The 25,728-nt window shown below is 53.0% G+C and carries 34 protein-coding genes and 1 pseudogene; 17 read left to right on the top strand and 18 right to left on the bottom strand.

From position 1 onward, the window contains the following. Positions 1 to 69: 69 nt before the first annotated feature. The 5 genes and pseudogenes from O5O45_RS15740 to O5O45_RS15725 form a co-directional block, all read right to left on the bottom strand. Entirely contained in the window at positions 70 to 927 is an 858-nt protein-coding gene (locus O5O45_RS15740; protein ID WP_305906212.1) for a S1 family peptidase, read from the bottom strand. 56 nt (positions 928 to 983) lie between these two features. Continuing rightward, positions 984 to 1,202: a hypothetical protein gene (locus O5O45_RS15735; RefSeq protein ID WP_305906147.1), complete on the bottom strand. Its 219-nt coding sequence runs from the start codon at positions 1,200 to 1,202 to the stop codon at positions 984 to 986. A gap of 6 nt (positions 1,203 to 1,208) precedes the next feature. Next, positions 1,209 to 1,400, bottom strand: a pseudogene (locus tag O5O45_RS31995) (barstar family protein); the annotation flags it as partial. 63 nt (positions 1,401 to 1,463) lie between these two features. Further along, positions 1,464 to 1,703 (bottom strand): hypothetical protein, encoded by a 240-nt coding sequence (locus O5O45_RS15730; protein WP_305906146.1) that lies wholly within the window; start codon positions 1,701 to 1,703, stop codon positions 1,464 to 1,466. 197 nt (positions 1,704 to 1,900) lie between these two features. Further along, a complete protein-coding gene (locus O5O45_RS15725; protein WP_305906145.1) occupies positions 1,901 to 2,254 on the bottom strand; it encodes a hypothetical protein in 354 nt (117 codons plus the stop codon). A 333-nt stretch (positions 2,255 to 2,587) separates the two neighbouring features. On the opposite strand from O5O45_RS15725, the gene O5O45_RS15720 reads away from it, so the two are divergent. Both O5O45_RS15720 and O5O45_RS15715 read left to right on the top strand, forming a co-directional pair. Beyond that, entirely contained in the window at positions 2,588 to 3,007 is a 420-nt protein-coding gene (locus O5O45_RS15720) for a cupin domain-containing protein (protein ID WP_305906144.1), read from the top strand. A 504-nt stretch (positions 3,008 to 3,511) separates the two neighbouring features. Next, positions 3,512 to 3,730, top strand: a complete 219-nt coding sequence (locus O5O45_RS15715; RefSeq protein WP_305906143.1) for a DUF6500 family protein — start codon at positions 3,512 to 3,514, stop codon at positions 3,728 to 3,730. 279 nt (positions 3,731 to 4,009) lie between these two features. Here O5O45_RS15715 and O5O45_RS15710 read toward each other — a convergent pair whose 3' ends face one another. Beyond that, positions 4,010 to 4,705 carry a class I SAM-dependent methyltransferase gene (locus O5O45_RS15710; protein WP_305906142.1) on the bottom strand — a complete coding sequence of 232 codons (696 nt, stop codon included), beginning with the start codon at positions 4,703 to 4,705 and terminating at the stop codon, positions 4,010 to 4,012. Between the two features lie 140 nt (positions 4,706 to 4,845). Between O5O45_RS15710 and O5O45_RS15705 the strand changes: the two genes are divergently transcribed. From O5O45_RS15705 to O5O45_RS15685, 5 genes are all read left to right on the top strand, one after another. Beyond that, the gene (locus tag O5O45_RS15705; protein ID WP_127972229.1) at positions 4,846 to 5,253 is read left to right on the top strand and encodes an Rrf2 family transcriptional regulator; all 408 of its coding nucleotides are present in this window, start codon (positions 4,846 to 4,848) and stop codon (positions 5,251 to 5,253) included. Positions 5,254 to 5,287: 34 nt separating this feature from the next. Beyond that, positions 5,288 to 5,647 carry a hypothetical protein gene (locus O5O45_RS15700; protein WP_305906141.1) on the top strand — a complete coding sequence of 120 codons (360 nt, stop codon included), beginning with the start codon at positions 5,288 to 5,290 and terminating at the stop codon, positions 5,645 to 5,647. Between the two features lie 92 nt (positions 5,648 to 5,739). Then, a complete protein-coding gene (locus O5O45_RS15695; protein ID WP_305906140.1) occupies positions 5,740 to 6,204 on the top strand; it encodes a hypothetical protein in 465 nt (154 codons plus the stop codon). A 67-nt stretch (positions 6,205 to 6,271) separates the two neighbouring features. Further along, positions 6,272 to 6,793 (top strand): hypothetical protein, encoded by a 522-nt coding sequence (locus tag O5O45_RS15690; protein WP_305906139.1) that lies wholly within the window; start codon positions 6,272 to 6,274, stop codon positions 6,791 to 6,793. 234 nt (positions 6,794 to 7,027) lie between these two features. Beyond that, on the top strand, positions 7,028 to 7,366 hold the full coding sequence (locus tag O5O45_RS15685) for a hypothetical protein (protein WP_305906138.1): 339 nt from the start codon (positions 7,028 to 7,030) through the stop codon (positions 7,364 to 7,366). A gap of 85 nt (positions 7,367 to 7,451) precedes the next feature. Here the strand turns inward: O5O45_RS15685 and O5O45_RS15680 are convergent, their stop codons facing one another. Further along, positions 7,452 to 7,736, bottom strand: a complete 285-nt coding sequence (locus O5O45_RS15680) for an acylphosphatase (RefSeq protein ID WP_305906137.1) — start codon at positions 7,734 to 7,736, stop codon at positions 7,452 to 7,454. 282 nt (positions 7,737 to 8,018) lie between these two features. Here O5O45_RS15680 and O5O45_RS15675 point away from each other — a divergent pair, with 282 nt between their 5' ends. After that, complete coding sequence (locus O5O45_RS15675; RefSeq protein ID WP_305906211.1) at positions 8,019 to 8,756, top strand: glutamine amidotransferase; 738 nt, start codon at positions 8,019 to 8,021, stop codon at positions 8,754 to 8,756. A 44-nt stretch (positions 8,757 to 8,800) separates the two neighbouring features. On the opposite strand, the gene O5O45_RS15670 is transcribed toward O5O45_RS15675, so the two are convergent. Then, positions 8,801 to 9,280: a DUF6231 family protein gene (locus tag O5O45_RS15670; protein ID WP_305906136.1), complete on the bottom strand. Its 480-nt coding sequence runs from the start codon at positions 9,278 to 9,280 to the stop codon at positions 8,801 to 8,803. 290 nt (positions 9,281 to 9,570) lie between these two features. On the opposite strand from O5O45_RS15670, the gene O5O45_RS15665 reads away from it, so the two are divergent. Next, positions 9,571 to 10,146: a hypothetical protein gene (locus tag O5O45_RS15665; RefSeq protein WP_305906135.1), complete on the top strand. Its 576-nt coding sequence runs from the start codon at positions 9,571 to 9,573 to the stop codon at positions 10,144 to 10,146. Positions 10,147 to 10,183: 37 nt separating this feature from the next. Here the strand turns inward: O5O45_RS15665 and pdxH are convergent, their stop codons facing one another. The 10 genes from pdxH to O5O45_RS15615 all read right to left on the bottom strand — a co-directional run bounded on the left by pdxH (position 10,184) and on the right by O5O45_RS15615 (position 17,747). Next, on the bottom strand, positions 10,184 to 10,822 hold the full coding sequence (gene pdxH / locus O5O45_RS15660; RefSeq protein WP_305906134.1) for a pyridoxamine 5'-phosphate oxidase: 639 nt from the start codon (positions 10,820 to 10,822) through the stop codon (positions 10,184 to 10,186). Between the two features lie 236 nt (positions 10,823 to 11,058). Continuing rightward, a complete protein-coding gene (locus O5O45_RS15655) occupies positions 11,059 to 11,256 on the bottom strand; it encodes a hypothetical protein (protein WP_305906133.1) in 198 nt (65 codons plus the stop codon). A 328-nt stretch (positions 11,257 to 11,584) separates the two neighbouring features. Further along, complete coding sequence (locus O5O45_RS15650; RefSeq protein WP_305906132.1) at positions 11,585 to 12,178, bottom strand: HupE/UreJ family protein; 594 nt, start codon at positions 12,176 to 12,178, stop codon at positions 11,585 to 11,587. A 52-nt stretch (positions 12,179 to 12,230) separates the two neighbouring features. After that, on the bottom strand, positions 12,231 to 12,845 hold the full coding sequence (gene ureG / locus O5O45_RS15645; RefSeq protein ID WP_305906131.1) for an urease accessory protein UreG: 615 nt from the start codon (positions 12,843 to 12,845) through the stop codon (positions 12,231 to 12,233). Between the two features lie 45 nt (positions 12,846 to 12,890). Continuing rightward, the gene (locus O5O45_RS15640; protein ID WP_305906130.1) at positions 12,891 to 13,559 is read right to left on the bottom strand and encodes an urease accessory protein UreF; all 669 of its coding nucleotides are present in this window, start codon (positions 13,557 to 13,559) and stop codon (positions 12,891 to 12,893) included. A gap of 14 nt (positions 13,560 to 13,573) precedes the next feature. Beyond that, complete coding sequence (ureE, locus tag O5O45_RS15635; protein WP_305906129.1) at positions 13,574 to 14,161, bottom strand: urease accessory protein UreE; 588 nt, start codon at positions 14,159 to 14,161, stop codon at positions 13,574 to 13,576. A gap of 15 nt (positions 14,162 to 14,176) precedes the next feature. Next, positions 14,177 to 15,880, bottom strand: coding sequence for an urease subunit alpha (gene ureC / locus O5O45_RS15630; RefSeq protein WP_305906128.1), 1,704 nt, complete (start codon positions 15,878 to 15,880; stop codon positions 14,177 to 14,179). A gap of 63 nt (positions 15,881 to 15,943) precedes the next feature. Beyond that, entirely contained in the window at positions 15,944 to 16,249 is a 306-nt protein-coding gene (locus O5O45_RS15625) for an urease subunit beta (RefSeq protein ID WP_305906127.1), read from the bottom strand. Between the two features lie 20 nt (positions 16,250 to 16,269). Further along, positions 16,270 to 16,572, bottom strand: a complete 303-nt coding sequence (ureA, locus tag O5O45_RS15620; RefSeq protein WP_305906126.1) for an urease subunit gamma — start codon at positions 16,570 to 16,572, stop codon at positions 16,270 to 16,272. A gap of 101 nt (positions 16,573 to 16,673) precedes the next feature. Beyond that, positions 16,674 to 17,747 carry an urease accessory protein UreD gene (locus O5O45_RS15615; protein WP_305906125.1) on the bottom strand — a complete coding sequence of 358 codons (1,074 nt, stop codon included), beginning with the start codon at positions 17,745 to 17,747 and terminating at the stop codon, positions 16,674 to 16,676. Between the two features lie 321 nt (positions 17,748 to 18,068). Here O5O45_RS15615 and urtA point away from each other — a divergent pair, with 321 nt between their 5' ends. The 8 genes from urtA to O5O45_RS15575 all read left to right on the top strand — a co-directional run bounded on the left by urtA (position 18,069) and on the right by O5O45_RS15575 (position 25,696). Further along, positions 18,069 to 19,358, top strand: a complete 1,290-nt coding sequence (urtA, locus tag O5O45_RS15610; protein WP_216737374.1) for an urea ABC transporter substrate-binding protein — start codon at positions 18,069 to 18,071, stop codon at positions 19,356 to 19,358. Positions 19,359 to 19,462: 104 nt separating this feature from the next. Next, entirely contained in the window at positions 19,463 to 21,142 is a 1,680-nt protein-coding gene (gene urtB, locus O5O45_RS15605; RefSeq protein ID WP_305906124.1) for an urea ABC transporter permease subunit UrtB, read from the top strand. 2 nt (positions 21,143 to 21,144) lie between these two features. Beyond that, entirely contained in the window at positions 21,145 to 22,386 is a 1,242-nt protein-coding gene (gene urtC, locus O5O45_RS15600) for an urea ABC transporter permease subunit UrtC (RefSeq protein ID WP_305906123.1), read from the top strand. Positions 22,387 to 22,395: 9 nt separating this feature from the next. Then, positions 22,396 to 23,154 (top strand): urea ABC transporter ATP-binding protein UrtD, encoded by a 759-nt coding sequence (urtD, locus tag O5O45_RS15595; protein WP_305906122.1) that lies wholly within the window; start codon positions 22,396 to 22,398, stop codon positions 23,152 to 23,154. Positions 23,155 to 23,208: 54 nt separating this feature from the next. Then, the gene (gene urtE, locus O5O45_RS15590) at positions 23,209 to 23,904 is read left to right on the top strand and encodes an urea ABC transporter ATP-binding subunit UrtE (RefSeq protein WP_305906121.1); all 696 of its coding nucleotides are present in this window, start codon (positions 23,209 to 23,211) and stop codon (positions 23,902 to 23,904) included. A gap of 212 nt (positions 23,905 to 24,116) precedes the next feature. Beyond that, positions 24,117 to 24,533, top strand: coding sequence for a hypothetical protein (locus tag O5O45_RS15585; RefSeq protein WP_305906120.1), 417 nt, complete (start codon positions 24,117 to 24,119; stop codon positions 24,531 to 24,533). Then, positions 24,520 to 24,978 carry a hypothetical protein gene (locus O5O45_RS15580; protein WP_305906119.1) on the top strand — a complete coding sequence of 153 codons (459 nt, stop codon included), beginning with the start codon at positions 24,520 to 24,522 and terminating at the stop codon, positions 24,976 to 24,978. The genes O5O45_RS15585 and O5O45_RS15580 overlap by 14 nt, the downstream gene beginning before the upstream one ends. A gap of 358 nt (positions 24,979 to 25,336) precedes the next feature. Beyond that, on the top strand, positions 25,337 to 25,696 hold the full coding sequence (locus O5O45_RS15575; RefSeq protein ID WP_305906118.1) for a histone-like nucleoid-structuring protein, MvaT/MvaU family: 360 nt from the start codon (positions 25,337 to 25,339) through the stop codon (positions 25,694 to 25,696). Positions 25,697 to 25,728 lie beyond the last annotated feature (32 nt).

The following is a 25,728-nucleotide window of genomic DNA, read 5'->3' as shown; positions in this document are numbered from 1 at the left end:
GAGGAGACGAAGACGTTGCAGGACTTGATCGCAAGGCTCGTTGTTGAGGCCTCGGGAGAAGGCTCTCTCTTATAGAGCCTTCAATATTTCCTTTAGGCGTACGGACTGACCAAGCGGCGAATAATTCGACGTCATATATGGGCCGAAAGCGTCGTGTTTCATTTTTCGATAATCAAGATCCCCATTACTAACCAGATCAAAGGTATGCGTGATAACGCCTTCCAGCGATATTAACTCCACATTACCCAGATCATCGTAGCGGGCGTTGAAGACCGGCGCGCCGGAATTCCCCCAGAAGGCGGGACAGTCCGTATCGAACAACACGCCGTCGTACCCTGGAGATTTGGGCGAGGACAATAGCCTTCCTGATCGATGCTTGCGCTGACATTTGGCGGAGCTGACCCTCAAGGTACTCTGCGTTTTAACAATGGGATAGCCGACTGAAAACAGCGGCGCGCCTGCTTCTGGAGCTGGACCGAAGTTTAGATGGATATCCTTAAGCGCCAGCTTCCCCTCGGTATAACCAGGGTCATAATGCACGACCGCCAGATCGTTGATACCTTCAACCGCACTGTCATATTCGAACGAGGCGACGGGGATATAAAGATCGTTTTGATTAATCGAGCCGTCCTCAGAGTAGGCGAGATAATAATTGCCTTTCTTGGAGTCGTCCCGAAAACAGTGCTTGGCGGTAACCACCAGTCCGTGTTTCAGAATAAGGCCCGTGCAGATGCGGAAATGATCCTCATCCAAAATCGGAACGATATAGTCAAAGTCATCAACCAGACTTCTTTCCGGACCGTTGGATCGCCCAGCAACGCTTTTGCTCGTAGACGTGCAGGAAGCAACTAGTGTCGTAGTGAGTATGCAGGCGCTCACTATGGCTAAGTGGGCTGTTAATTTTGATAGGAGTAGGCGTTTACGCATCATTTCTCTACTTCTATGGAAAGGGACGGCTTTGGTTGCAGTGGCTATCGGGGTCTTTACTTGATGTGCAGTGTAATTTTGTGATTCCAACTGGCCCTTGCTGGTACGGATTCGATTAATTCTATGACCTCATCAAACAAAGTCTTACTGCCAGATCTGGCGGCGGCGAGTGTGGTATAAACCCACGCCTTGCCTTTTTCAAAGCCCTCTTTGTTTAAGAGAGGGCAACCCTCGATTAATGATAAGCAGTAGGCTTCTAAAGCAAAACTATCCATAGCGCTCCTAGAAAACTCTGCATCTTCCCAAATTATTTCACAGGGTGTCTCTAAGCCAAATCCTCCGAACAAACAATCATCGAAGCTTTGAAGGCATTTACCAAAGTATCCATTGGGAGCGTTTACAGACCTTGCGAACTCTCGGTAAAGGGCTTCTAAATTTCTTATATTTTTTCCGTTTAATATGTATCTATTCATGTGTTTAGAAGCAGAAGTAAATCAAGGGCTCGGTCTCGTTAGTTTGATTGAGTAAATGGGCATTCAGCTGCACTTTTTTGCGTTAATGAAAATGGGTTTTTTCCCTTTGTAGAAGGCAATCTCAAAGTGAATTTTATAGTCTGCATAAACGTGGCTCTGAATCCATCCTTGCGCCTGCTCTAAATTAGCTTCCACATAGTCTGGTAACAAGATAAATGAGAACTGATTCTGAGCCAATAAATCGTCAAGATCGTTCCAGGCGTCTATCCAAAGTTGCTCTTGCTGGCTACTTGAAAGTGTCATCTTCGCTATCAACTAAATTTTATGCCTTTCGCATGCGCGTATTGCGCACTCGACTATATTGCCCGTTCTAATGAATTCATTAAGAAATACTGTAACTCTACCTAGTCTCAACTTTTAAAACCAATTCCTGCACTGTCCGCCCCGTTTAATTGCCTCTACCTTGCCAATCATAGTGTTCCGTAGTTTAAAACGGACGGCTATGGCGTAGGCTCGCGCGGTTCATCCAGAGACTTTAGATATCCCCCTTGTTTCAGGTGTAGATAGTCACCATCCCAGACTGCGTATTGGGTTTTATCGGAAGGATCGAAAGCAATAACGCCAACCAGCTCTAAGCGCCCGTCGTACCAGATTGAGGAATCGTGCTCGTAATAAATTTTCCCAAGATAGATGCGGTCGTTGGGATTGCCATCATCTTTTACGTATAGAAAAACGCCGCCGTCCGCACCTCCTGCCCATACGGCGCCTGCAGGGCCTTCTTTAACCGGCTCAGGCCCAAACTCTACAGAACATCCGGTAAGTGAAAGTAAAAGAGTTAAAAGTAAATATCTCATGTTTTTGTATGTGTCCTGTGCAACCGGTGTGCATCAATCCAGGCTAAAATTTTCGCAGCTTTTTCTGACTCAGCGGCGGCTCGGAGCACCCTCGGGTGCTGATAGTGGCCACATACCCACAATGTGGCAGGGCTTGTAAAACGCTCGAATATAGACACTGTAATACCAACTCCAATTCGACCGCGATGACTGATTAATCTCTGTTCACAGTGATATTGATGGGCTTATGCTCGTCAACGAGTGTGGCTATGATAACACCTAACAAAATAATCAGAAGGATGCCAGGCAGCATCCTACAATGAGGCGTTAGCTGAAAAATACGGAGCATTGAATATGAAACACGAAGATCGACAGCCTATATTCATAGCGTCAGGCCAAGGTCGTTCATACTCTATGGGGCCTATTTCAGCCATATTCAAAGCGGATGGCGAGGAGTCTGCTGGAGCTTATTCAATTTCCGAATGGTGGTTAGAGCCATGCTCAAAAGGACCGGGGGCTCATAGCCACAATGAAGATGACATATTTTTTGTTATAGAAGGAACAATGAGCTTTCTCATTGGCGAAGCATGGACGGAAGCGCCAAAAGGCAGTTTTGTTCTCGCCCCCAGTGGCGTCACTCACGACTTTGAGAATCGAAGCGCGTTCCGCGCAGGCGTTTTAAACATATCAACCCCAGGCAACTTCGAACAGCATATGCCTCAAATTGTCTCCTGGTTTGAGCAACACCCTCCGGGTAAAGAGATCAAGGTATGAGATGCCCATATTGTGAAAATGAAATTGCCTCTGAAGTTCCTTGCAAGGGCGAGTCTTCATGTGAAAGTTGCGGCGAAACATTTTCTTCTGGACTCACGGACTTTAACAACCATTCTCCACACGAAGTGAGCGAGAGCCTTCCTTATACTGTATTCCTGCACGGCTCCATAACCCAATTATTGTTCAGGAAGGATCAACGATTATGTGAGATTTGTGGATCTATTTACCAGTCTAGAGATAAAGTTTGCCCTCAATTGAAGGCTTCATTGCGACGTTGGTATAAACAACCGAAAGATATAATAGAAAAGGGCTCAAGCGTAAGCGTTGAGCTTGTTCGTGCTGAAATTGAAAACTATTTAGTCAAGAATGTTAAACGGAAAGTTTGGCCGGAAATTCTGGGGAAATAAAAGTTATTCATCGAAATGTACGCGACGGTTTTCTGCTCTGATGATGTTTAAAGCTTTTTACCTGTACGTTCCCGGCGTCGATACTTGAGGAGATGTAATGAGAGAAAGTTTGAGGAAGAAGATCATTGATGTCTGTGATCAGAAAATTGCGGCTAAAGGCGTCAATGTCGGTGTGTCGTTTTATGCTTTTTTCGTCAATAAAAATGATGACCCTGAGTTGTTAATGGAAGCCGCTGAATGGTGGATTTTAACCAATAAACTGGACCACTTCGAAAAGGCGGTAAAGATAAAGGAACTGGTTCAACAGGGGGCATGAAATATATCGTCTCACCCTGATTTATCGAAAAAGAGTGGCGTCTTTTCTTCGAATGGACAAGGAAGATCGCCACCTTTACTGGTATTAACATGGTAATGATATTGACATGTTAATAGTCAGGCGCATGGATGCGCCTGCGCGGCGGCTAGCCGCGGGAGACTGGGCCTGATATGTGCAGGCCCAGTCGTTGCAACAAATAGAAGGAAGCTATTTGTCTGCCTGATTAATAGCTTGAAAACGAGGCGGCCAACCTCTTCAATCATGCTGTGTTCAAATCAGTCACGCGCTATGTGCGAAGAACGCGCCAATAAGGCCGGCCTGATAAAAGGGAATGGGCGTCGTAAAACCACCCGCTTTGATGATGGCCGCGACTGTGCCTGTCGGCAGTACGGCGACATCCTGACTATAGGCGGCTTTCATCCGCTGAATATCCTCTTGCGATACCGCTGCGTTCGCCATCAGTCGCAACCACAAATTTAACTGTTCCTCGTAGATTTCGCTGTGGGTATCAGCGACTAAATCTGCGCTAACGAGAAGCCCTCCAGGTTTTAGTCTGTCGGCGATATGGCGGAAAAACTCACTACGGGTCTGTTGATCCAGTACGAATTGGGAAACCAGCAGACTGGTGGCGCCATCAAACTTCTCTTCACTGGGAAGTGTCTCCACATAGCCCTGATAAAAGTCGCACCTGGATGTAAACCCCGCCAGCTCAACGGCTTTGCGGCACTGATTCAGCATTTCGCCAGACGGTTCGACGGCGGTAAAACGCCATTCAGGAAAGTGCCGGGCTAAGTGCAGCAGTTCTTTACCCGTGCCGGCGCCCACGCACAGTAGATGGGCTTTTTCTGGCAGGACGCCAAGAATAGTCTCCATGAAGAAATACAGCCCATTATTAATTGGAGACATTCGTCGCCACTGCGTGTCGTAGTTTGGCGCCTGTTGGTCGAATAGTTGTGTCAGTTGCTGTTTATCCATTTGGGGGTCGCTCGCTTTGCTGAATGTGTGCTCTCATTTTTACGTAACTGTAAATGTTACATAGGTTGGGTGCGCGAGACAATTGATGTAACGTTAAAAGTTGCGTGATAGGATTGGGCGTCTATTACACGAGATGCAAGATGAGAAAAGACAGTCGATTATCCCGAGTGTTGCACGTGCTGATTCACCTGGCCGCCAGCGACAAACCTATGACTTCAGGGCAGATTGCTGAGATGCTGTCGACCAACCCAGTCGTGGTGCGCCGCACCATGGGCATGTTGCGAGTGCAGGGATATGTTGATTCCGCCAAAGGCCACAGCGGCGGCTGGACGTTGATAAAACCGCTGAACGAAATCACCTTACTTGACGTGCATAATGCGCTTGGCGAGCCGACCCTGTTTACGTTGGGTCTCACCGACGAACACTCAAATTGCTTTATTGAAAGGGCGATCAATGAAGCGCTAAAAACCGCCATGGACGACGCGGAAAAGAAACTACTGAGTCGATTTGGCGAGATTACGCTGGATGCCCTGGCGAAACGTTCTTGATGGTGGAGGGCGGTTGACCGTGACAAGCAAAATAATGAAATGTAAGACGTGTGGCGTCCCCATGGCGGAAACCTGGCTGGAGTTTGAAGGATCTGAAAGCGCTGGCGTCTACTATCCTCAGTGCGATTGCATCGAAGACGACGAGAATGGCGCCGATGTTGAGGTGGAGCCAGATTGGTTTATCACCGTAGATATACCAGACTCCTTAAGCGTTACGCAGCTTAAGGCTATTCGGGAAGTGGATGAGCATTTCAGGACTCTTTCGATTGTTGCGTGCAAAGCTTTATTGCAGAGTCAGAACGAAATCACCATAGGTCCATTCTACTGGAAAGATAAAGTAGACAACGCTGCCGGTATGCTGGCCTCTGTGAAGCTTTCGGTGAGAATTAGTTAATCACCTAATACTGTGGCGTACGGAATTCGATTGCCGCTGATTTTTCTGACAATTAATGATGCTGTGCGGGCACTACAAACTGGGATTAAATAATGAACTACATCCAAAAGGGAGTTCCAGAAGTTAACTTCTACACCAGCATGAAGGACGTTGCTGGTTGGCTTGAAATTGAACTGAGAGATTATGACTGGCACATATCCGATATAGACGGTGGCTGGTGTGGAATCGTCGACCCGAGTTGGGTGCTGGGTGAAGAGTTTGCAGCAAAGATTGAAGAGTTCGATTACCAGTTTGTCTGGGCTGTTATATCCGCATTTCCGAAGGGAACGGAAGCCTTCACATCAAGCCTGCCTTATGTCGAGGATAACCCTGCGCTCTGGGAAGGCGCGCCCTGTACCCAGCTAGACGGCGCTTTGTTTGAAATCGTATGTTGGGACAGTAGCGCAACACTGTTTATCGGCCTCTCTAAAGAGTTAAGCCGCAGACTGTTGGCTAATGCGCCAGGCATAAAAGACTTGGACAAAGAAAATGAGCGGAGAGGCGCGGATAGCTGTTAGAAAGTCCCGAGAGTGAGCTAATCTGTCGAAGAAAACATGCTTATCAGCCCATTAGCCTGGGAGTGCAATGATTCCTGAGGAAAAGCTACCAAATCTCTTTGATGTTCTCTGCAAGGGGAAATACGAGTCAGCGCGACCTACCGAATGCAGTATTGAGCGTATTAACTCCCATTTTGGAATGAATTTTCCTGTATCTCTCGTTCGTTTTATGCAAGCGAGCAAATACTATGCGGAGCAGTTCTGTCTTTTTGATGAGAGTTATCAGTCCTACTTTCATATCATTCGGACAAACAGTCTTTATAAGAATATTCGCAGAAGACGACATGGACGATGGCGTTATGTGATGCCAAGGAGCTTTGTGCTCATCAAATCCAACCCGGACGACCGACATTTAGCGCTAGACACGTCAAAGTATAATCCTGTAACTGGCGAATTTGGACTGCAGTACTGGTTTCCGGGTTATGAGAAGGAGTTTGGCGACTCATATCCGGACTTCAATACCTATATGAGATCATTGATTGAATACTTGCTTCGAGAAGCTGATGAAGTAAGGTTGGCTGCCTGCGAAGCTATTCTTGCTGCGCCATGACTGAATGAAGCAGTGAATCAGTCACCCGTCCTTAAGTCGTAGTATTGATAGCGTCGTTTGTGGCTCTGTTTCTATTCGCTGCTGCTGTGCAGGCCTAGGAAAAAGTTTGGAGGAGAGTTAATGGGTGGAGTATCGACCGAGATTTATTTTTAGCATGACAATCCAGTAATTGCAGACGTGCTTAACCAAATACTCGACTGGCGGTTTACTGGGAAGAACTCAGAGGTGGAGGCAATGCTAGGCGAGTTTAATCCAGAGATTGTCGACTTAATCAGAGCGCCTCATTACGGGCGCCAAAATTTGGAGTGGCTGGATGATTATCCAGACATAAAAAAGAGCGCCGAACACTTATTGCATTTTGATGAGTTAGATAAGGATTACCGGCTCTGGTTGGGTGACTTCTATAGTTACAGAGATGCCCTTGGAAGCGGTAGTGTGATCAAGAAAAGGAAAGGGCATGAAATATTTGTGGAAAGTAGCGTTTATGTGGGGCCTTTCCTGGTGGCTATTCTAAAACTGGCTGGAGCAACCAAAGTGAAACTGAAGCAAGACTCACTCGATTGGCATGGCTAAACAGAAGTGTTTCTATTTGTCTCGCCTTCGACCGTAGATTTGGCAACTTGGGTCGGAGCAGGTCTGTACTTAAGACCTTTTACCCCTAACACACCTCAAACCCCAACGGCGTCGCTTCGCCTTCCACCTGTTCAGTTTTGACTTCTGTGACGATGGCGGCTTCGGGGCCGTCGTGGAGCCAGTCTATGAGTTGGCTGACGGCTTTGGCGTCGCCGTAGGCGAGTACTTCGACCCGGCCGTCTGGCAGGTTTTTGGCGTAGCCGTGTACCTGGAGGCGCTCGGCGACCTGGCGGGTGGAGTTGCGATACCAGACCCCCTGGACTTTGCCGCTGACCCAGGCGCGGATGTGTTGTTTATCCTGCACTTTCATCTCCTTCGCTTGTTGCGTTGATTGCGCTCACTTTGCTCTCTTTACCCATACTACGCCAAGGCATAGAACGGGGCTTGCTGGCTCTTTACGCTGTTTTCAGGTGGTATGTAGGCCGCTTTTCGTCACCAAGCTTATCTGTCAGCGCTAAAGAGCGCATACTTCTGACAGGTTTATCACTATATTTAGTAAAAAGCGCTTGTAGAGGCTTAAATTATAATAGATACGGCTGCCGTTCCATGGGGTCCTGTTGGGATCGCAGAAGAGGCGGGCGGCGTGGCTATAATGAAGGCGTTGGGTGATATGGAAACAGGAAAACTGCTGATCGCGCTCTGCGGGGATACGCATCCGGCGATCCTTGAAGAGTTCGGTAATTTTGATAGTTGGTTTATTGATGTTTTCGACAAAATGGGGATCTCTACTCATTTGTGGAATACCCATATGTACCACGATGCGCCGGAAGGAAATTTTATTGGTTGCGTCGTTACTGGTTCACCGGCGATGGTAACGGACCGGGCGCAGTGGTCGGAAGATCTGGGACGCTGGATGCGATTGGCGATAGAGCAAGGTCTACCGCTGTTGGGAGTCTGCTACGGTCACCAGTTATTGGCTGACGCCTTGGGCGGCGCGGTGGACTATCAATCTGACGGACGTGAAATCGGTTCCCTGCTGATCACCAACCATGCTTCTGACGGTGATGATTATATCTTTTCGCGCTTGCCTCACACCTTTCATGCTCATCTGACCCACGCTCAGTCTGTGTTAACCCTGCCGGAAGGGGCGGTGAATCTGGCCAGCAGCGGGCGGGTGAAGCATCAGGCGTTCCGCTATGGCGATCGCGCCTGGGGCGTGCAGTTCCACCCTGAATTTACCTGTCCCATCATGTCCGCTTATTTATCGGTATACCGCGATCAGATTCCAGCCGCGCAGCGGTTGCAACTGGAGGCGCACTTACAGGATTGTTTTGACGCGCAGAGAGTCCTGGAGATCTTTGCGGAAGGGTGCTTGCGCGGTTTCGCGTAGATTGGATCGGCATGCTCTCATAACACATTGCGCGGACGCCGCGTTTACCACCAATACTTACCGAACATCTCCGGGTTCGCCCAATTTTCCGCATTGTTCCAGGCCCGTTTGGGGTTGTAATCGGTGAGGGAATAAGCGTAGATCGCCAGCGCCCGATCATGATCCGTAAACATCGCCAGTCGGCGAAACCCCAGTGCGATCAAGTGATTAAAGTCCCATTCAGGCGACTGATTATGATCTATGGTCGCCAGCACATTGGGGATCAACAAGTTGCGCGGCGCCGCCAGCAACGCTTGTCCAGTTTGCAAGGAAAGTTTCTCCACCGCCTCGCTGATAATCGCCGCTTCAGGTTGGTGGTCGACCGCCGCAACCTCTGCAGGCGTGGAAGCGCAGATCACCTTTATCTGATCGTCACGGCAGTATCTGCGCAAAGCGGGCGGTTGCGCCGGGCCGATGTTCAGAACGCAAGTCGGGGACATGACGGTCAGCCAGTCGAATAGCAGGTCGTTTGGCGAATTGGCCACTTGGATTTAACCTATGGTGCAGTCGGTATGGATAGAGGAACGAATACAAAAAAAGCGCTGATCCATCAGCGCTACTGTTACTTGGTATCTGCAAGTATTTAAGCAGGGTAAACGAAGAAATGAAATGAAAAAGACTCTGAATTGCTTCAGACAATTAGAGTGTAGTAAAGCCTATGCTAGCGCGTTAGACGGATTATCCATTAAACTCGGAAGCGTATTTTCGAAATGCGATAACAAACTAGAAAACGCTTTTACTCGATAGCGCAACCTAATGAAACTCGGAGAAATATATGCATAGTAGAACTCTGTCAAAAATAGGCGTGGCATTGTTCACATTCTGCTTCAGTTTGTTTGTTCAGGCGGAAGCGCCCCTCACCGGAGACCTCATCGACCGCTGGATAAAGTCCCAGAAAGCCGTCCAGGAGTGGGGTGACAAGCACGAAGAAGAGTTGTCCAAATACGAAAAAGACAACGAAATGATACCCAGCAATATCGACGACATTGTCGCGCCGCTGAAAGCCTCAGGACTATATGGTCAGGTTGAAGACATTGTAGAAGACTACGGTTTCTCCACTCCAGAAGAATGGGCGAGCACGGCGCTGCGTATTTTCGGCGCCTATGCGGCGATTGAGATGCAGGGGCAGCAAGTCGATATGGAGGCTATGAAGCAGCAATTGGCGGAGCTGGAACAGAATCCGAATATCAGCGCGGAACAGAAGAAAATGATGCGGGATATGATGCAGCAAGGGCTGGCGATGATGGAGAAATTCAAGAATGCGCCGCCTGCGGATGTCGAGGCGGTCAAGCCGCATATGAGCAAGCTGCGTAAAGTGATGGAAGAAAGCGGCGGCGGCTTGGACGACTGATCCTCGTTGGCCTCTATGCCTCTTAGAAGACTGCAGCTTATGGCTGCAGTCTTTCAACTTCCCAACTCTCTCCGACCTTCTTATATATAAAGCGATCGTGCAAACGGTTTGCGCGGCCTTGCCAGAATTCAATCGTCACTGGTCTTACCCGATAACCGCCCCAAAATGAGGGCAGTGGCACTTCGCCTTGCTTAAAGCGGTTTTTCATCTGCTCGAACGCCTGTTCCAGCAATACACGCGAGCCTATCGCCTGGCTTTGCTGCGACGCCCAGGCGGCGACCTGGGATTCATGAGGACGGCTCAGAAAATAGCGGGTGGCTTCCGCAATGGAAAGCTTCTCCGCCACGCCAGTGACGCAGATTTGACGCTCCATCGGCAACCACGCGAAATGCAGGCTGACGTTGGCGTTTTCCGCGATATTCTGCGCCTTGCGGCTGCCCAGGTTGGTGTAGAACACGAATCCGGAGGCATCCAGGTTTTTCAGCAATACGATGCGCTGGCTGGGAACGCCCTGCGCGTTGACCGTCGCCAGGGACATGGCGGTGGGGTCGGCGTTCAGGTCGGCGTCGATCGCCATCTGCAACCAGTTTTTGAATTGAACAATGGGGTCGTCGGCCAGGTCTTTGCGGGACAGGCCGGAATAGAGGTACTCGCGTCTGATGTCGTCTAGTTTCATGAGTGCTGCAATCCGGACAAGCTGATGATTTAGCGGATGATTCCGCCGACGGTCTGACTGGTATTGTACGGCAATTCACGCCGATGCGCTCACTGGAGACGCTGCGGACGCGTTTAAGGTCGAATAAGTCTGAGATGGGAGATAGGAATTGGTGAGAAATAGAAATTTATCTGGATAGAAAAAATGAGTGAGAGAATCAAAGTTGGGGCGATACCGCTGAATTCGCCCGTGACGGATCAGGCCGCCTGGGAGTGATCCAGACCGAAACTTTCAGTCAGGCCGCGATAGCCCAGTTCTCTTTCGATGGACTGCAGAAAATCAAGCGAATCACGCAGGTTGTCTTCATCGGAGGCGTCGAAATTCATTGTGATCAGTTCTTCGAGCCGTAAAAGTTCGATGTCAGAAAAAGTCTCCAATTGTTGTTGATTATGCATGTGGTAATCCCTCACTAAGGTTGCAGTTTTATTGTGGAGATAGCAGGTTTCATTTTGATTGCGCGCGTTATGAAGCGACTTGACGCTGATCATTAAATAAACTCCTGCCGGAAGCCTTCATTTATTAATCGCTAACTGCGGACTACTAGCTCCGATACTGCTCGTTATTCCGTTACTGCAGGGTAATAACATAGGAAAAAATTGAGGGAAACGCCAACGCTGATTTTACAGTGGGACAGAAGACGTCAGCGAAGTCGACGTATGAGGGTTGTTGGGAAAAGTGCGTCCGTGGGCGGCTGCCAGCACGGACGCAGGGAGTCGCTCAATATCAGAAAGCGGAAGCGACCGCGGCGACGCCTGTGGCGATCGCGCCAGCGCCAAGGGTTTTGCGGGTGGCGTTGGTTTTTTCATAACGTTTGGCCAGCGCCGCGACGCCCCAACCAACCAGCTGAATCATCGCTGTCGCCAGAATGAATCCGCTGACGTAGCTGAAAGAATCTGCGCCGGCAGGCTGTTCCGCAACGTGGGCGTAGCCATGGAAAATTGCAAACAAAGCGACCAGCGGAGCCGCCGCCAGAGTCAGCATGCGGCTGTTTCCCGCCACCAGCAGCGCAGCGCCAAGTACGAACAAAGAAGCTGTGATCATGGCTTCAGGAATGGGCAGGCTCACGCTTGAGGCAGCCAGCAAACCGCCAGTCAACATGGCGCCCAGAAACGCCAGCAACAGACGCGCTTTCTGGCCGGTTTTCCAGGCCAGGAAGCCCACGCCCAGCATGGCGACAAGGTGATCCAGGCCGAACATGGGGTGAGTCAATCCAGAGAAAAATCCGCCGACGACGCCGTGACCCGGATGGGCGACGGCGGCCATGGAGGCGCCCAGGCCTGCGGTGAGTAATAGAAATTGAGCTTTGGTGAATCGCATTAATCTGCTCCCTTGTTGGAAATGAGTGCTGTGTCGTCGTCCGCTTGGGACGCTAAGCCGCTTGCAGCATACCTTGGTCAATAATAAAACTGATTATGTCCTGCAGGCCTTCGCCGGTCTTCATATTACTGAAAATAAAGGGTTTGTCACCGCGCATTTTCCTGGCGTCGCGATCCATGACCTCCAATGAGGCTCCCACGATTGGCGCCAGATCGGTCTTGTTGATGACCAACAGGTCGGACTTGGTGATGCCGGGACCGCCTTTGCGGGGAATCTTGTCGCCGGCGGAAACATCGATGACATACAGGGTAAGGTCGGACAGCTCCGGGCTGAACGTGGCGCTCAGGTTGTCGCCGCCGCTTTCCACCAGCACCAGATCGAGTCCGGGATGGCGCGCTGTCAGCGTGTCGATGGCGGCGAGGTTCATGGAGGCGTCCTCCCGAATGGCGGTATGGGGGCAGCCGCCGGTTTCTACGCCAATAATGCGGTCTTCAGTGAGCGCCTGATTGCGGATCAGGAACTGGGCGTCTTCTTCCGTATAGATATCGTTGGTGACCACGGCGATATTAAAGCGTTCCCGCAGTTCCTGACACAGACGGGCCACCAGCGCAGTTTTGCCGGAACCCACCGGGCCGCCGATGCCGACGCGCAAAGTTTGTGTGCTCATAAAAGCGTTACCTCCAGATGATGTTTCTTGTCCTGCTCGCCCTGTTCAGGATCGGAACAGGCGCGAGTATTGCGTTTCGTGTCGGGCGCAAGCCATAGCCCAGCCGGGCAGGGATGCGCCGAAATTTTCTTCTTTTATCTGCGTCGCGGCTGCAACTGTCTCCGCCAAAATGGGCATCAGTCGCTGTAATATGCGCTGCGCCGCCGTCTGCGCCAGCGGCAATGTCTTTCCCGCTACGGCGATCTGGTTTTCCAGCCAGCTCCACAGAAACCCCAGGGCGGCGTTCTCCGCATCAATGTCCCAATGCGCGCAGGCCAGCGTCCACAACGTCAGCAGGGACGCCGGTCGCTCCAGCCAGGGCTCCGCGCCGGGGACGCCTAAGTCTCGCAGCAGCTTGGCCAGGGCTTTGCCCACATGGCGGTCTTCGTCCAGCAACTCCTGGGTTTCACGCGCGGCGAGCAGCCAGGCGTTCCAGTAGGTGATTTGTTCGTGGTCATTGGCGCGCCAAGCCTGCAGCAGCTTGAACAACACGGGCAGATCGGTTTTCCCGAGCCCTTGACTGACCACGCCCTGTAACCAGTCGTGGATTTTTTCCGGCGTGTCGACGCCGCCGTGATCAATGGCCCACTCCAAGCCCTGCGAGTAGGCGAATGCGCCCACAGGCAAGGCCGGGCTGGTCAGGTTCATGAGTTTCAGCAACGCTAAAGGCGGCATGGGCGGCTAGTCCTCTAATGCTCGTGAGGGTGCGAATGAAGGTGAACATGACCATGTGGATGTTCATGATCCGGCCCGTGAAAATGGTAGCGCGCACTGAGTTCCCTGGCGTCGTGACGACTCTGATCGTGAGACTGGTCGTGGCCATGATGATGACCGCCATGTCCGCTATGTCCGCCATAGGCGCCGTTTTCAGGATTGAACGGCGCAGACTCGTGAATGACTTCCAACCCATACAGGCGGCACAGATCCTCCAGAACATGATCCGGTTGGAAGCGCACCCAGAGCTCGCCAATCTGTAGCGGCGTATGTCGGTTGCCCAGGTGATAGCAAATCTGCGCAAACTGACGCGCTTCGCTGGCCTGCGCGGTAGCTACGGTTTCCGGCGCGGCGCTGATGGCGTAAATATCGCCGTTTTCAGCCGCCAGCAGGTCGCCGTCGAGTAACGTTTTACCGCGCTCCAGAAACAATCCGACCTCCTCGCCGGACTGCGTTCTGGCGCGCAAGCGACCGCGTTTGCGTTCGTCATAAGTGAGGCTGATGACGCCCGCGATAGGGGGCGTTTGTGTTTCCGCGACGTAGCGTTCAGTAATGCGAATCATGCCATCCCTCCATCTTTAAAACAGAAAATAGCGCTGCGCCAGAGGCAGGACCTTGGCGGGCTCGCAGACCAGCAGCTCGCCGTTGGCGCGCACTTCATAGGTTTGCGAATCCACTTCCATCTGCGGCGTCAGGTCGTTCAGCACCATGCTTTTCTTGGTGACAGTGCGGGTGTTGCGGCAGGCGCTGAGCGGGGACTGCAAACCGAATTGCTCTTTCACCCCGTTATCCAGAGCGGCCTGACAGACAAAGGTGAGGCGGGTCTGATGCATGGCCTGACCGAACGCGCCGAACATGGGGCGATAGTGCACCGGCTGCGGCGTCGGGATGGAGGCGTTGGCGTCGCCCATGGGAGCGGCGGCGATCATGCCGCCTTTGATGATCAGGGAGGGTTTCGCCCCGAAGAAAGCCGGCCGCCACAAAATGATATCCGCAAGCTTGCCGGGCTCCAGTGATCCCACCTCGTGAGCGATGCCATGGGCGATGGCGGGGTTAATGGTGTATTTGGCGATGTAGCGCTTGGCGCGAAAGTTGTCGGCGCGCTCGGAGTCCTGCGCCAGCGGGCCACGCTGCACTTTCATTTTGTGGGCGGTCTGCCAGGTGCGGCAAACCACTTCGCCAACCCGTCCCATGGCCTGAGAGTCGGAGGAGATCATGCTGAATGCGCCAAGATCGTGCAGGATGTCTTCCGCAGCGATGGTTTCCTTGCGGATGCGGGAATCGGCGAAGGCGACGTCTTCTGGGATATCCGGGTCCAGATGGTGGCACACCATGAGCATGTCCAGATGCTCGTCCACTGTGTTGATGGTGTAAGGTCGGGTCGGATTGGTGGAGGAGGGCAGCACGTTCAATTCGCCGCAGGCTTTGATGATATCCGGCGCATGACCGCCGCCAGCGCCTTCGGTGTGATAGGTGTGGATGGTGCGACCTTTGAACGCGGCCAGCGTATCCTCCACAAAACCGGACTCATTCAGCGTGTCGGTGTGGATGGCCACCTGCACATCGTATTTTTCCGCGATATTCAGGCAGTTGTCGATGGAGGCGGGGGTGGTGCCCCAGTCCTCATGCAGCTTTAAGCCCATAGCTCCGGCGAGCATTTGTTCTTCCAACGCCGCCGGCAGACTGGCGTTGCCTTTGCCGAGAAAGCCCAGATTCATGGGAAAGGCGTCGGCGGCTTGCAGCATCTTGCCCATATGCCAGGGGCCGGGCGTGCAGGTGGTGGCGTTGGTGCCGGTGGCGGGACCAGTGCCGCCGCCCAGCATGGTGGTGACGCCGGACATTAACGCTTCTTCGATTTGCTGCGGACAGATGAAATGTATGTGGGCGTCGATGCCGCCAGCGGTGGCGATCATGCCCTCGCCGGCAATGACCTCGGTGCCGGGACCGATAATGATGTCGATGTTGTCCTGAATATCCGGGTTGCCTGCTTTGCCAATGGCGGCGATGCGACCCTGCTTAAGTCCGATATCCGCCTTGACGATGCCCCAATGATCCAGGATCAGTGCATTGGTGATGACGGTGTCCACCGCTTCCGTATTGGGGCGTTGCGACTGTCCCATGCCGTCACGGATAACCTTGCCGCCGCCGAATTTCACTTCGTGGCCGTAGGCGGCGTAATCTTTCTCCACTTCAATCCATAATTCGGTGTCGCCCAGGCGCACCCGGTCGCCTACGGTTGGCCCGAACATGTCGGCGTAGGCGGCTCTAGAAATCTTTGCCATGGTGATAAGTCCTGCTGTGTAACCTGTTTGCGTGCTGCCTTATTTTTGTCGCGCCGGGCGTCGTCATAAGGCGCCCATGACATCGCCACGGAAACCGTAAACCTTGCGCTCGCCGCCCAGGGCGACCAGCTCCACCGTGCGGGTTTGTCCGGGTTCGAAACGCACGGCGGTCCCAGCGGCGATGTTCAGGCGGAAGCCGCGCGCATGCTCTCGCGGAAAGGACAGCGCCGGGTTGGTTTCAAAAAAGTGATAATGAGAGCCCACTTGCACCGGCCGGTCGCCGGTATTGGTGACTTCCACGGTAATGGTCGGCAGGCCGGCGTTGATTTCGATGTCGCCGGGGAGGGCGTCTATTTCTCCTGGAATCATGACTGGATCTCCATCAGCGATTAAGGGATAGGGTTATGGACCGTGACCAGTTTGGTGCCGTCCGGAAAGGTGGCTTCCACCTGCACCTCTGGAATCATTTCCGGTATGCCATCCATGACGTCATCCCGCGTCAGCAGCGTGCGGCCGTAGGCCATCAGCTCAGCTACGCTGCGGCCATCCCGGGCGCCTTCCACGATTTCCATGCTCAGGTAGGCCATCGCCTCCGGGTAATTCAGTTTCAATCCCCGCGCTTTGCGCCGCTCCGCCACCAGCGCGGCGGTGTACAGCAGCAGTTTGTCTTTCTCTCTAGGGGTGAGTTCCATCGTGAACTTCCTCTTTTATCTTGCGGTTACTTTTATTGTTGGATAACTGCGATGTTTGGGTCTTAGTGGCTGATCAGCTTTCGCTTCAAGTCACGTCTGTGTCAGGTCGCCCATATCCGCGGCGGATGACTTTCTACCCCGATTAACGCTGGACGCAGCAGGGACCACGCCGCCATAAACAAATGCTTGATGGGTTCCGACTGCTGGCACAGCGCGCGCAGAATGATCAGGTCATCCTTGCGCGTCAGGGTCCAGCGCAAGCCTTTGTCTACTTCAAGGGCTGTGATGACTGTATTCGCCTGCAAGGCTTCGCGGCACTGCTGCAGCAGTTTTTGCGGCGATTCCTTCTCATATCCGGCGAGCAGCGATCCGTAAACCTGTTGTCCCTGCAACCCCCACGGCTCTTGAAACCCGGGGCCTTCGCCGCGCAATGCGACCCGCTCGAAGAAGCAGGGCGCGCCGTCACGCAGAATCTGGGTGGTCTGGGTGAAGGCTCCATGGGCGAATGGGGCGTCCGCCGCCGGGCGTCCCAATGCGGTGATTTCCCAGACGATAAAGCGGCTGGCGGCGCTGGTATGCAGCTGTAAGGTCTGTGCGCCATCGGCGCCGTCGTAAATGATGTTTTCCTGGGGCAGCCATTCCAGACTGTCCGCGGCGGCGCAGTGCAGCCGAACGGTCTGACATTGCCGGTGTCCGGCTGCGTCAGTGCGATAGATTTTGCCGGCGGAAGGGGTAGTGAACAGCGCGCCTGCGCCTTGCTCCACTCTGGCGTCAATTTCGATTTCATCTCCGCAAACCAGACCGCCGGGAGGATGCAATATATAGATGTGGGGGCGTTGCGCGCCTTCTGGATAAAACGGTCGCTGCACCCGCAAAGGGCCTTGATGAGCGGCTTGCTTCAATATGGTGCGACTTGACTCTTTAGTCAGGTTTAAGGTGAGCGACGCCCGCCAGTTTCTGGCGCCGGTGGCGGCGGAAGAGCCAGGATTCAATTCCTGCTCCGCCTGCTTGTTTGTATCGGTGAATTGCTCTGCAAGCATTACGCTGCGTACCTTTACGCTGGGGTCGCGTCCTCTGTCCGCGACTTTCTTCTTACCTGCTGCGCCCTGAAACAATGCGTGGGCGCGCTCATTTCTGTCTCGTTGTGGCAAGTCATTAAGCGAATGCTGTGCCAATCCCTCGCCATTTTGGCGCTGACAGGGCGGAGGCGGTGGTTTAAAAGCGTTCAGGCTCTCTTTTTTTGCACCGCTTTGGTTCATGGATTGGGCGCGCCTTAAGTGGGTCGTCAGACATTTTTTGAGAGCGCCCCGTTATTGTGCCCCCATGCTTGAGACATGGGTCACACTGGTGCGAATGGGGGCTCCGTAAAACTACGTATCTTTGGGTTTTCAAATGTAACGTTATGAAATCAAAGAGATAAAAAAGTGATGGAACACTGCGTGCGTTGCTTGCGACGGGAGAAACTCACAACATTAACCCGTATCGGAGTTCGTACAATGAAAAAAATGTCTAGGCGTGTTGGGATTGGTTTGAGCGCGTTGGCCCTTTCAATCAGCGCCTCCCTGGCGCAGGCGGCGGACACCATCAAGGTGGGCGTTCTGCACAGCCTGAGCGGAACCATGGCTATCAGCGAGACAACTCTGAAGGATACAGTTCTCATGCTCGTGGATGAGCAAAACAAGAAGGGCGGCCTGCTTGGTAAGAAGCTTGAAGCCGTCGTGGTTGATCCCGCTTCCAACTGGCCGCTGTTCGCAGAGAAAGCGCGCGAGCTGTTGGAAAAAGACAAAGTGGATGTGGTGTTCGGTTGCTGGACCTCCGTCTCACGCAAATCCGTACTGCCGGTGTTTGAAGAGCTGAACGGCCTGTTGTTCTATCCGGTGCAATACGAAGGGGAAGAGTCCTCCAAGAATGTTTTCTATACCGGCGCCGCGCCCAACCAGCAGGCGGTGCCTGCGGTCGACTACCTGATGAATGAGCTGGGTGTGAAGCGCTGGGTGCTGGCGGGCACCGACTATGTGTATCCGCGCACCACCAACAAAATCCTGGAAGCCTACCTGAAATCGAAAGGCGTCAAACAGGAAGACATCATGATCAACTACACGCCTTTCGGGCACTCCGACTGGCAGAGCATCGTCTCCGACATCAAGAAGTTCGGTTCCGCCGGCAAGAAAACCGCAGTCGTCTCCACCATCAACGGCGACGCCAACGTGCCTTTCTATAAAGAGCTGGGCAACCAGGGCATTTCCGCGGAAGACATCCCGGTCGTGGCCTTCTCCGTGGGTGAAGAAGAGTTGTCCGGTCTGGACACCAAACCCCTGGTCGGCCACCTGGCGGCCTGGAACTATTTCATGAGCGTGGACGCGGAAGCGAACGATGAATTCATCGATTCCTGGAAAACCTTTATCAAGGATAAAAAACGCGTCACCAACGACCCCATGGAAGCGCACTTCATCGGCTTCAACATGTGGGCGGAAGCGGTCAAGAAAGCCGGGACTACCGATCCAGACGTAGTCGGTCAGGCAATTGTCGGCGTCACGGTGCCTAATCTGTCTGGCGGCTACGCCACCATGATGCCGAACCACCACATCACCAAACCGGTGCTGATTGGCGAAATTCAGGAAGACGGTCAGTTTGAAACCGTGTGGCGCACTTCCGGCGCTGTCATGGGCGACGCCTGGTCCGACTATCTGCCAGGCAGCAAAGACCTGACGGCGGACTGGACGCTACCTCTGAGTTGCGGCAACTACAACGTCAAAACCGGCAAGTGCTCCGGGCAAAACTATTAATCGATCACGCCCATCCCATCGCGGAAATTACTGTGACGCCGGCTTCGACTGGCGTCACAGCGCAGACTTCCGCCGGGCGCAAACCGCTACGGAAAGAGTAACCCATGCGACGACTTTCCCTCCTGTTTTCCCCAAGCTCGCGGCTGAGTTTTGTAAGACTGGGCTGTGCGCTATTAATGATATGTATGTGGATGCTGGGTTCCGGCGCACAGGCGGAGCCCGCTGACGCACGCCTGGAACCCATTCTTACCCAATTAAAGACGGCGGGCTTTGCTGAAAAAGAGCAGCTCGTCAGCGCATTAAGCGAGATTGACGATCCCCAGGTCGCTCCCATTCTCAGCGCGTTGCTGGAAGGCGATCTACAATACGCCAAGAAAGGCGAAGGCGAAGTGGTTATCTTGCGCTACGCCAATGATCTTTACTCTGCGCAAAACGCGCTGACCGGCGAGGTGACTGAGGACGTTGAGAAGCGCGCGTTCAAGAAGATCAGTGTGAATAATTCCCTGCGGCAATTGCTGCGGGAAAGTCTGGCGGCGCTGCAATTACGTGCGCCGGATGTGAATGTGCGACTGGAAGCGGCGCGCAATATGATGAAATCCGATGACGCGAGCAATATTCCTCTACTGCAGCGCGCGCTGGAGAAAGAGCAGGATGCGTCCGTTCAAGAGCTGTTATCTGTCGATCTGGCCATGTTGCAGGCGCGCTATGGCGAAACAACGCAGAGTCGGGTGGCGGCGATAGAGCAGCTGCAGGGCGAGCTGTATGTGGAAGTGCGTTCGCTGCTGCGCAGCTTTCTGAACACCAACGGCCAGGGCGAGTTCCTGGAGCCGGACCCAGCCGTAAGGCAGGCGGCGCAGGAGGCGTTGGATGCGATCGAAAGCCTGGTCGCCTTCAATAAAGGCGTGGAGAACGTGTACTTCGGCGTCAGTCTGGGCGCGGTGCTGTTGCTGGCGGCGGTAGGGCTGGCCATCACATTTGGTGTGATGGGAGTCATCAATATGGCCCACGGCGAGATGATTATGCTGGGCGCTTACACCACTTATATGATTCAGCAATGGATGCCGAACCATATTGAGTACTCTTTATTTGTCGCCATTCCTGCGGCGTTTCTGGTGTCGGGGCTGGCGGGCGTCGTGATCGAGCGTGGCGTGATCCGTTTTCTTTACGGTCGCCCACTGGAAACCCTATTGGCCACTTTTGGCATCAGCCTGTGTCTGCAGCAACTGGTCAGAACCGTTTTTGGTTCCTTGAATCAATCCGTTATTACGCCGGCCTGGATGTCGGGCTCTATTGAGATCAACGGCGCACTGTCTCTGACCTACAACCGTTTATACATCATTATCTTCAGCATTCTGGTGCTGCTGGCGCTGGCGGCGTTGCTGCGTAAAACCCAGTTCGGACTGCAAATGCGGGCAGTGACGCAAAACCGGCCCATGGCCAGCTCCATGGGGATTCGCACAGGCTGGCTGGATGCGCTGACCTTTGGTCTTGGGTCCGGCATCGCCGGTATCGCCGGCGTGGCGTTGAGTCAATTGACCAATGTCGGTCCCAACCTCGGTCAGTCCTACATCATTGACTCATTTATGGTGGTGGTGTTCGGCGGCGTGGGCAATCTTATGGGCACTTTCGTCGGGGCCATGTCCCTGGGCGTCGCCAATAAACTGATGGAGCCCTTCGCTGGCGCGGTGCTGGCGAAAATTCTGGTGCTGGTTTTCATCATCTTGTTTATTCAGAAATACCCGCGAGGCATGTTCGCCCTCAAGGGCCGCGCGGTGGAGGGCTGATAATGCAGTTGGGACCTGTCACTCGACTTCTCATGAACGATAAAGGCGGCCGCTATCTGCTGCTGGCGCTGGCTGCGTTGGCGGTGATCGTGCCGCTGTTGAATCTGACCATGGCGCCGGGCTCGGCGCTGCATGTGTCCACCTACACGGTAACATTGCTCGGAAAATATCTCTGCTATGCCCTCTTGGCGCTGGCGGTTGATCTGATCTGGGGATACTGCGGGATTCTCAGTTTGGGGCACGGCGCTTTTTTTGCCTTGGGTGGCTACGCGATGGGGATGTACCTGATGCGCCAGATCGGCGATCGGGGCGTTTACGGCGATCCGTTGCTGCCGGACTTCATGGTGTTTTTGAACTGGAAAGAGCTGCCCTGGTATTGGCATGGCTTCGATAATATCGGTTTCGCCATGCTGATGGTGGCGTTAGCGCCTGGGCTGCTGGCGTTTGTGTTTGGCTGGCTGGCGTTTCGCTCGCGGGTCACCGGGGTTTATCTCTCCATTATTACCCAAGCGCTGACGTACGCGCTGATGCTGGCGTTTTTCCGCAATGATATGGGATTCGGCGGTAATAACGGCCTGACGGATTTCAAGGATTTGCTGGGCTTCAACCTGCAATCGGACGCCACCCGCTGCGGCTTGTTCATCGCCTCCGCCGTGTCGCTCATGCTGGGGTATGTCCTGTGTCGCCGTATCGTTAACTCCAAACTCGGGCGTGTCCTGGTGGCGGTGCGCGACGCGGAAGCGCGCACGCGGTTCTTGGGGTATCGGGTGGATAAATACAAGCTCTTTGTATTCGTTGTCTCCTCGGTGCTTGCGGGAATAGCCGGCGCGCTCTATGTCCCTCAGGTGGGCATTATTAATCCCGGCGAGTTTTCTCCCATCAACTCCATTGAGATCATCATCTGGGTGGCTGTGGGCGGGCGCGGTACGCTGTATGGCGCGGTCATCGGAGCTGTGACGGTGAACTACGCGAAAACTTATTTCACCGGCGCGTTTCCTGAGCTTTGGCTGTATTGTCTGGGCGCTTTGTTTGTGATCACCACTCTGTTTTTACCCAAAGGGTTGGTCGGGCTGCTTGAGCGCATCCGTCCAAGGAGAAAGTCGGCGTCACCAGCGCAATCTGAAACGTCTGGGGACGCCGTCACGACTACCGGTACCGCCGCGTCGACGCCAAGTGAGCCTTCGCGTCCCGCCGCCGCTGACCTGCGCGCCGGGAAAGCGGTGGAAGTCAGTCCCAGCTCATAAGGAAAGATCATGCAAGCGAAACATCTGGAACAGCCCAGCATTCTTTATTTAAACGGCGTCTCTGTCAGCTTCGATGGTTTCAAGGCGCTGAACAGCCTGTCATTGATTCTGGCTCCGGGAGAATTGCGCGCGATTATCGGCCCAAACGGCGCAGGCAAGACCACCATGATGGATGTGATCACCGGCAAGACGCGGCCAGACACCGGGCAGGTGCTGTTCAACAATAACATCGACCTGACTCAGCACGACGAGGCCGAGATCGCCAATATGGGCGTCGGCCGCAAATTCCAGAAGCCAACGGTGATTGAGTCGCTGACGGTGTTTGAAAACCTGGAGCTGGCGCTGCAAGGCGGTCGCAAGGTGTATGAGGCCTTCTTCCACCGGCTCAGCAAGGCGCAGAAAACCCGCATTGATGAAATTCTGAATCTGGTGGATCTCAGCGCCAGGGCGGACGAACTTGCTGGCGCGCTCTCTCACGGGCAGAAGCAATGGTTGGAGATCGGCATGCTGCTGATACAGGGGCCGGAATTGCTGCTGATCGATGAACCAGCGGCGGGGATGACCGACGTGGAAACCGAGAAAACCGCCGAGCTGTTCAAAGCCGTCTCCAAGCAACATTCCCTGGTGGTGGTGGAGCATGACATGGACTTCGTGCGCGCGCTGGAGTGCAAAGTCACGGTGTTGCACGAAGGACGCGTCCTGGCGGAAGGTTCGCTGGATCAGGTGCAGAAGAATCAGCAGGTGATTGAGGTTTATCTGGGGCGGTAACGATAAGTAGACGCCCCTGGATCAAACAGCGACAGAATAATCGAGTAATGTCATATGTTGAACGTACAGAACGTAGACTTGTTTTACGGCGCCAGTCAGGCCTTATATGGCGTCAGTATGGAAGCGGAGGCGGGCAAGGTGTCCTGCATTCTGGGTCGCAACGGGGTGGGTAAGACCTCCTTGCTGCGTGCGCTGTCCGGTCGCCATCCCGTCAAAAAGGGCGCGGTGCTCTGGCAGGGGCGCGATATAGCGCGACTCTCCCCCCATGACCGCGCCAAACTGGGCATTGCCTACGTGCCCCAGGGGCGTGAGATATTTTCCCAGCTTACGGTGTTGGAGAACCTGAAAACCGGCTTCGCCGCCATTCCTCGCAGTCAGCGCAGCATACCTGAGGAAATTTTCACCCTGTTTCCCGTGCTGAAAAGTATGCTGAAACGCCGCGGCGGCGATCTCTCCGGCGGGCAGCAACAGCAGCTCGCTATCGCCCGCGCCCTGGTCACCCGTCCCAAACTCCTGATGTTGGACGAGCCGACGGAAGGCATCCAGCCATCCATCATCAAGGATATCCAGAGCGTCATCGGAAGACTGCGCGACAGGGGGGATATGGCCATAGTGCTGATCGAACAGTACCTCGACTTCGCCTACGAACTCGCCGATAACTACGCCGTACTGGATCGCGGCGCCGTCGTCCTGTCCGGCCAGAAAGCCGACATGGATAAAGAGCAGGTAAGAGGGTACATGACGGTGTGAAGAATTGACTCAGGGATGAGTTTGACGCCCCCTATCTATCTGCTGCCTGCGCTTTACCTCCCACCTGCGCGCCAACGTTTAGCCATTAAAGTTTCATATAAAGAAATCCCTGACATACTCTACTCTTAATAGAGTCGTTTCGCTTTGACCCATATGGAAATGGAAGCGCATTGGTTTTTCGTGATTCTTATTTCTTTGGTGGAGGTAAAAGCATGTTAAGAAGCATCTATGAAAAGTATTCGGATTTAATGTGGCGTCCCGTGTCCGTGGAGATTGAGGGGGAGGCGCGTGATGCGATGATCTTTGATCTGTCGCAGGTGGATGAAAGCGATGCGGAATGCTTTTTCGACGATCTCTTTTGCGACGGCATGCCTGAAAATTTGGACCTGGACACCAAAATTCCGTTTTTAGTCACCGGCTTTATTGAAGGCGACTTTGAAGTGGGAGACCTGGATGTAATCGCGCAACCGGAAAGCCTGTTGTTTCTCGACATTGAAAATGCGGAAGATGGAAAGTGCCCGGTTTACTACATTGAAGTGGGCGGTACGGCGATAGTGGAAAGCTTTAAGAAGCTATGTGACGATGTGAACGACTTGATTATCGTTAATAGAGAACATGAAGCAGAATAAATCGACAACGACGGATCTTTATTCATGGCGCCAGCAGGGAGAAATATATTTCTGGCGCTATAAAAATAATCCCAGCGATTACGCCGGCTGGCATTTGAGCACGGACACAACGGGCGCCGATTCGCTCTTGCAGTTATTGGGTCAATGTCTTCAGGTTAATGACTCCTTATATCGTACTCTAACCTTAAGCAAACCTGACGCCGCGGCGGCAGTGGCGAACTGCCGCGACCAAGTGATTAGCTTCCCTAAGCTTAAACTGACCTATACGCCGGATAGGACTGCGCAGTGGACAATTAATGAAACCGAAGGCAGACCTTGTCTGGATATATCGAAGCAGGGAGTTCAGCTCTTAATGCAAGGGTTGCAGGATATTATAGCCGGACGGGGAGACTACGCCTTGGGTGATAAGGAACATCGACTTTGGTTTTGGTGGTGTTTGAAGTAGTCACAATCCTCATATCTCGTAAAAATCCCGTATCCACTCGATTCACTCGCGCCACCTTCGTTATCGCTAATTAACGTGGCGCCAGACTGTCTGCGTATAAGTTGTTTTATCCGGTTGTATAATTCACATTGTAATAGGTTTGATTATAAAGTGATCGAATTCGCGCAAGGGTAGAGCCAATACAACAAAAATTAATATGACGGTAATGTTATTTATTAGTAAATAATTGTGCTTTATAAGTGAAAATGCTTGATGCTTAATAACTTTGCGTTATACTCCGCTTCCAACTCGTATTGTATTGGCCAGGCTGTAAATGGCCCGGATTCAATAGTTTTCATAATTACATTGGGGATAAGAAATGAAAAAGATTAACGCCTACGAAAATACGCTTGCTGAAATCGAAGCGCTGAAAAAGAAACTGGAAGCGCTGGAAAATGACGACGAACTGAAAAAGAGCCTGGAATTCAAAAAGCAGCTTGAAGCGCTGATGAAAAGCTACGACGTTTCTTCCGACGAGCTGCTGAACCTGCTGGGTGGGGACAAAACGCCAGCTAAAGCCTCTGCTTCTGACAAGCGTCGTGGCGCGCGTCCTTTGAAAGTGTACAAAAACCCAGAAACCGGCGAAGTAGTTGAAACCCGCGGCGGTAACCACAAAGTTCTGAACGCGTGGAAAGAACAATACGGCAAAGAAACTGTTGAGAGCTGGTTGGCTGCTTAATGGTTTTATAAGGCTGTAATCGGTTAGCGTTT

The sequence above is a fragment of the Hahella sp. HNIBRBA332 genome, assembly GCF_030719035.1.
GTDB lineage: Bacteria > Pseudomonadota > Gammaproteobacteria > Pseudomonadales > Oleiphilaceae > Hahella.
The sequence above is the reverse complement of the archived record's forward strand: the minus strand, read 5'-3'. Positions and strand labels throughout refer to the sequence as shown.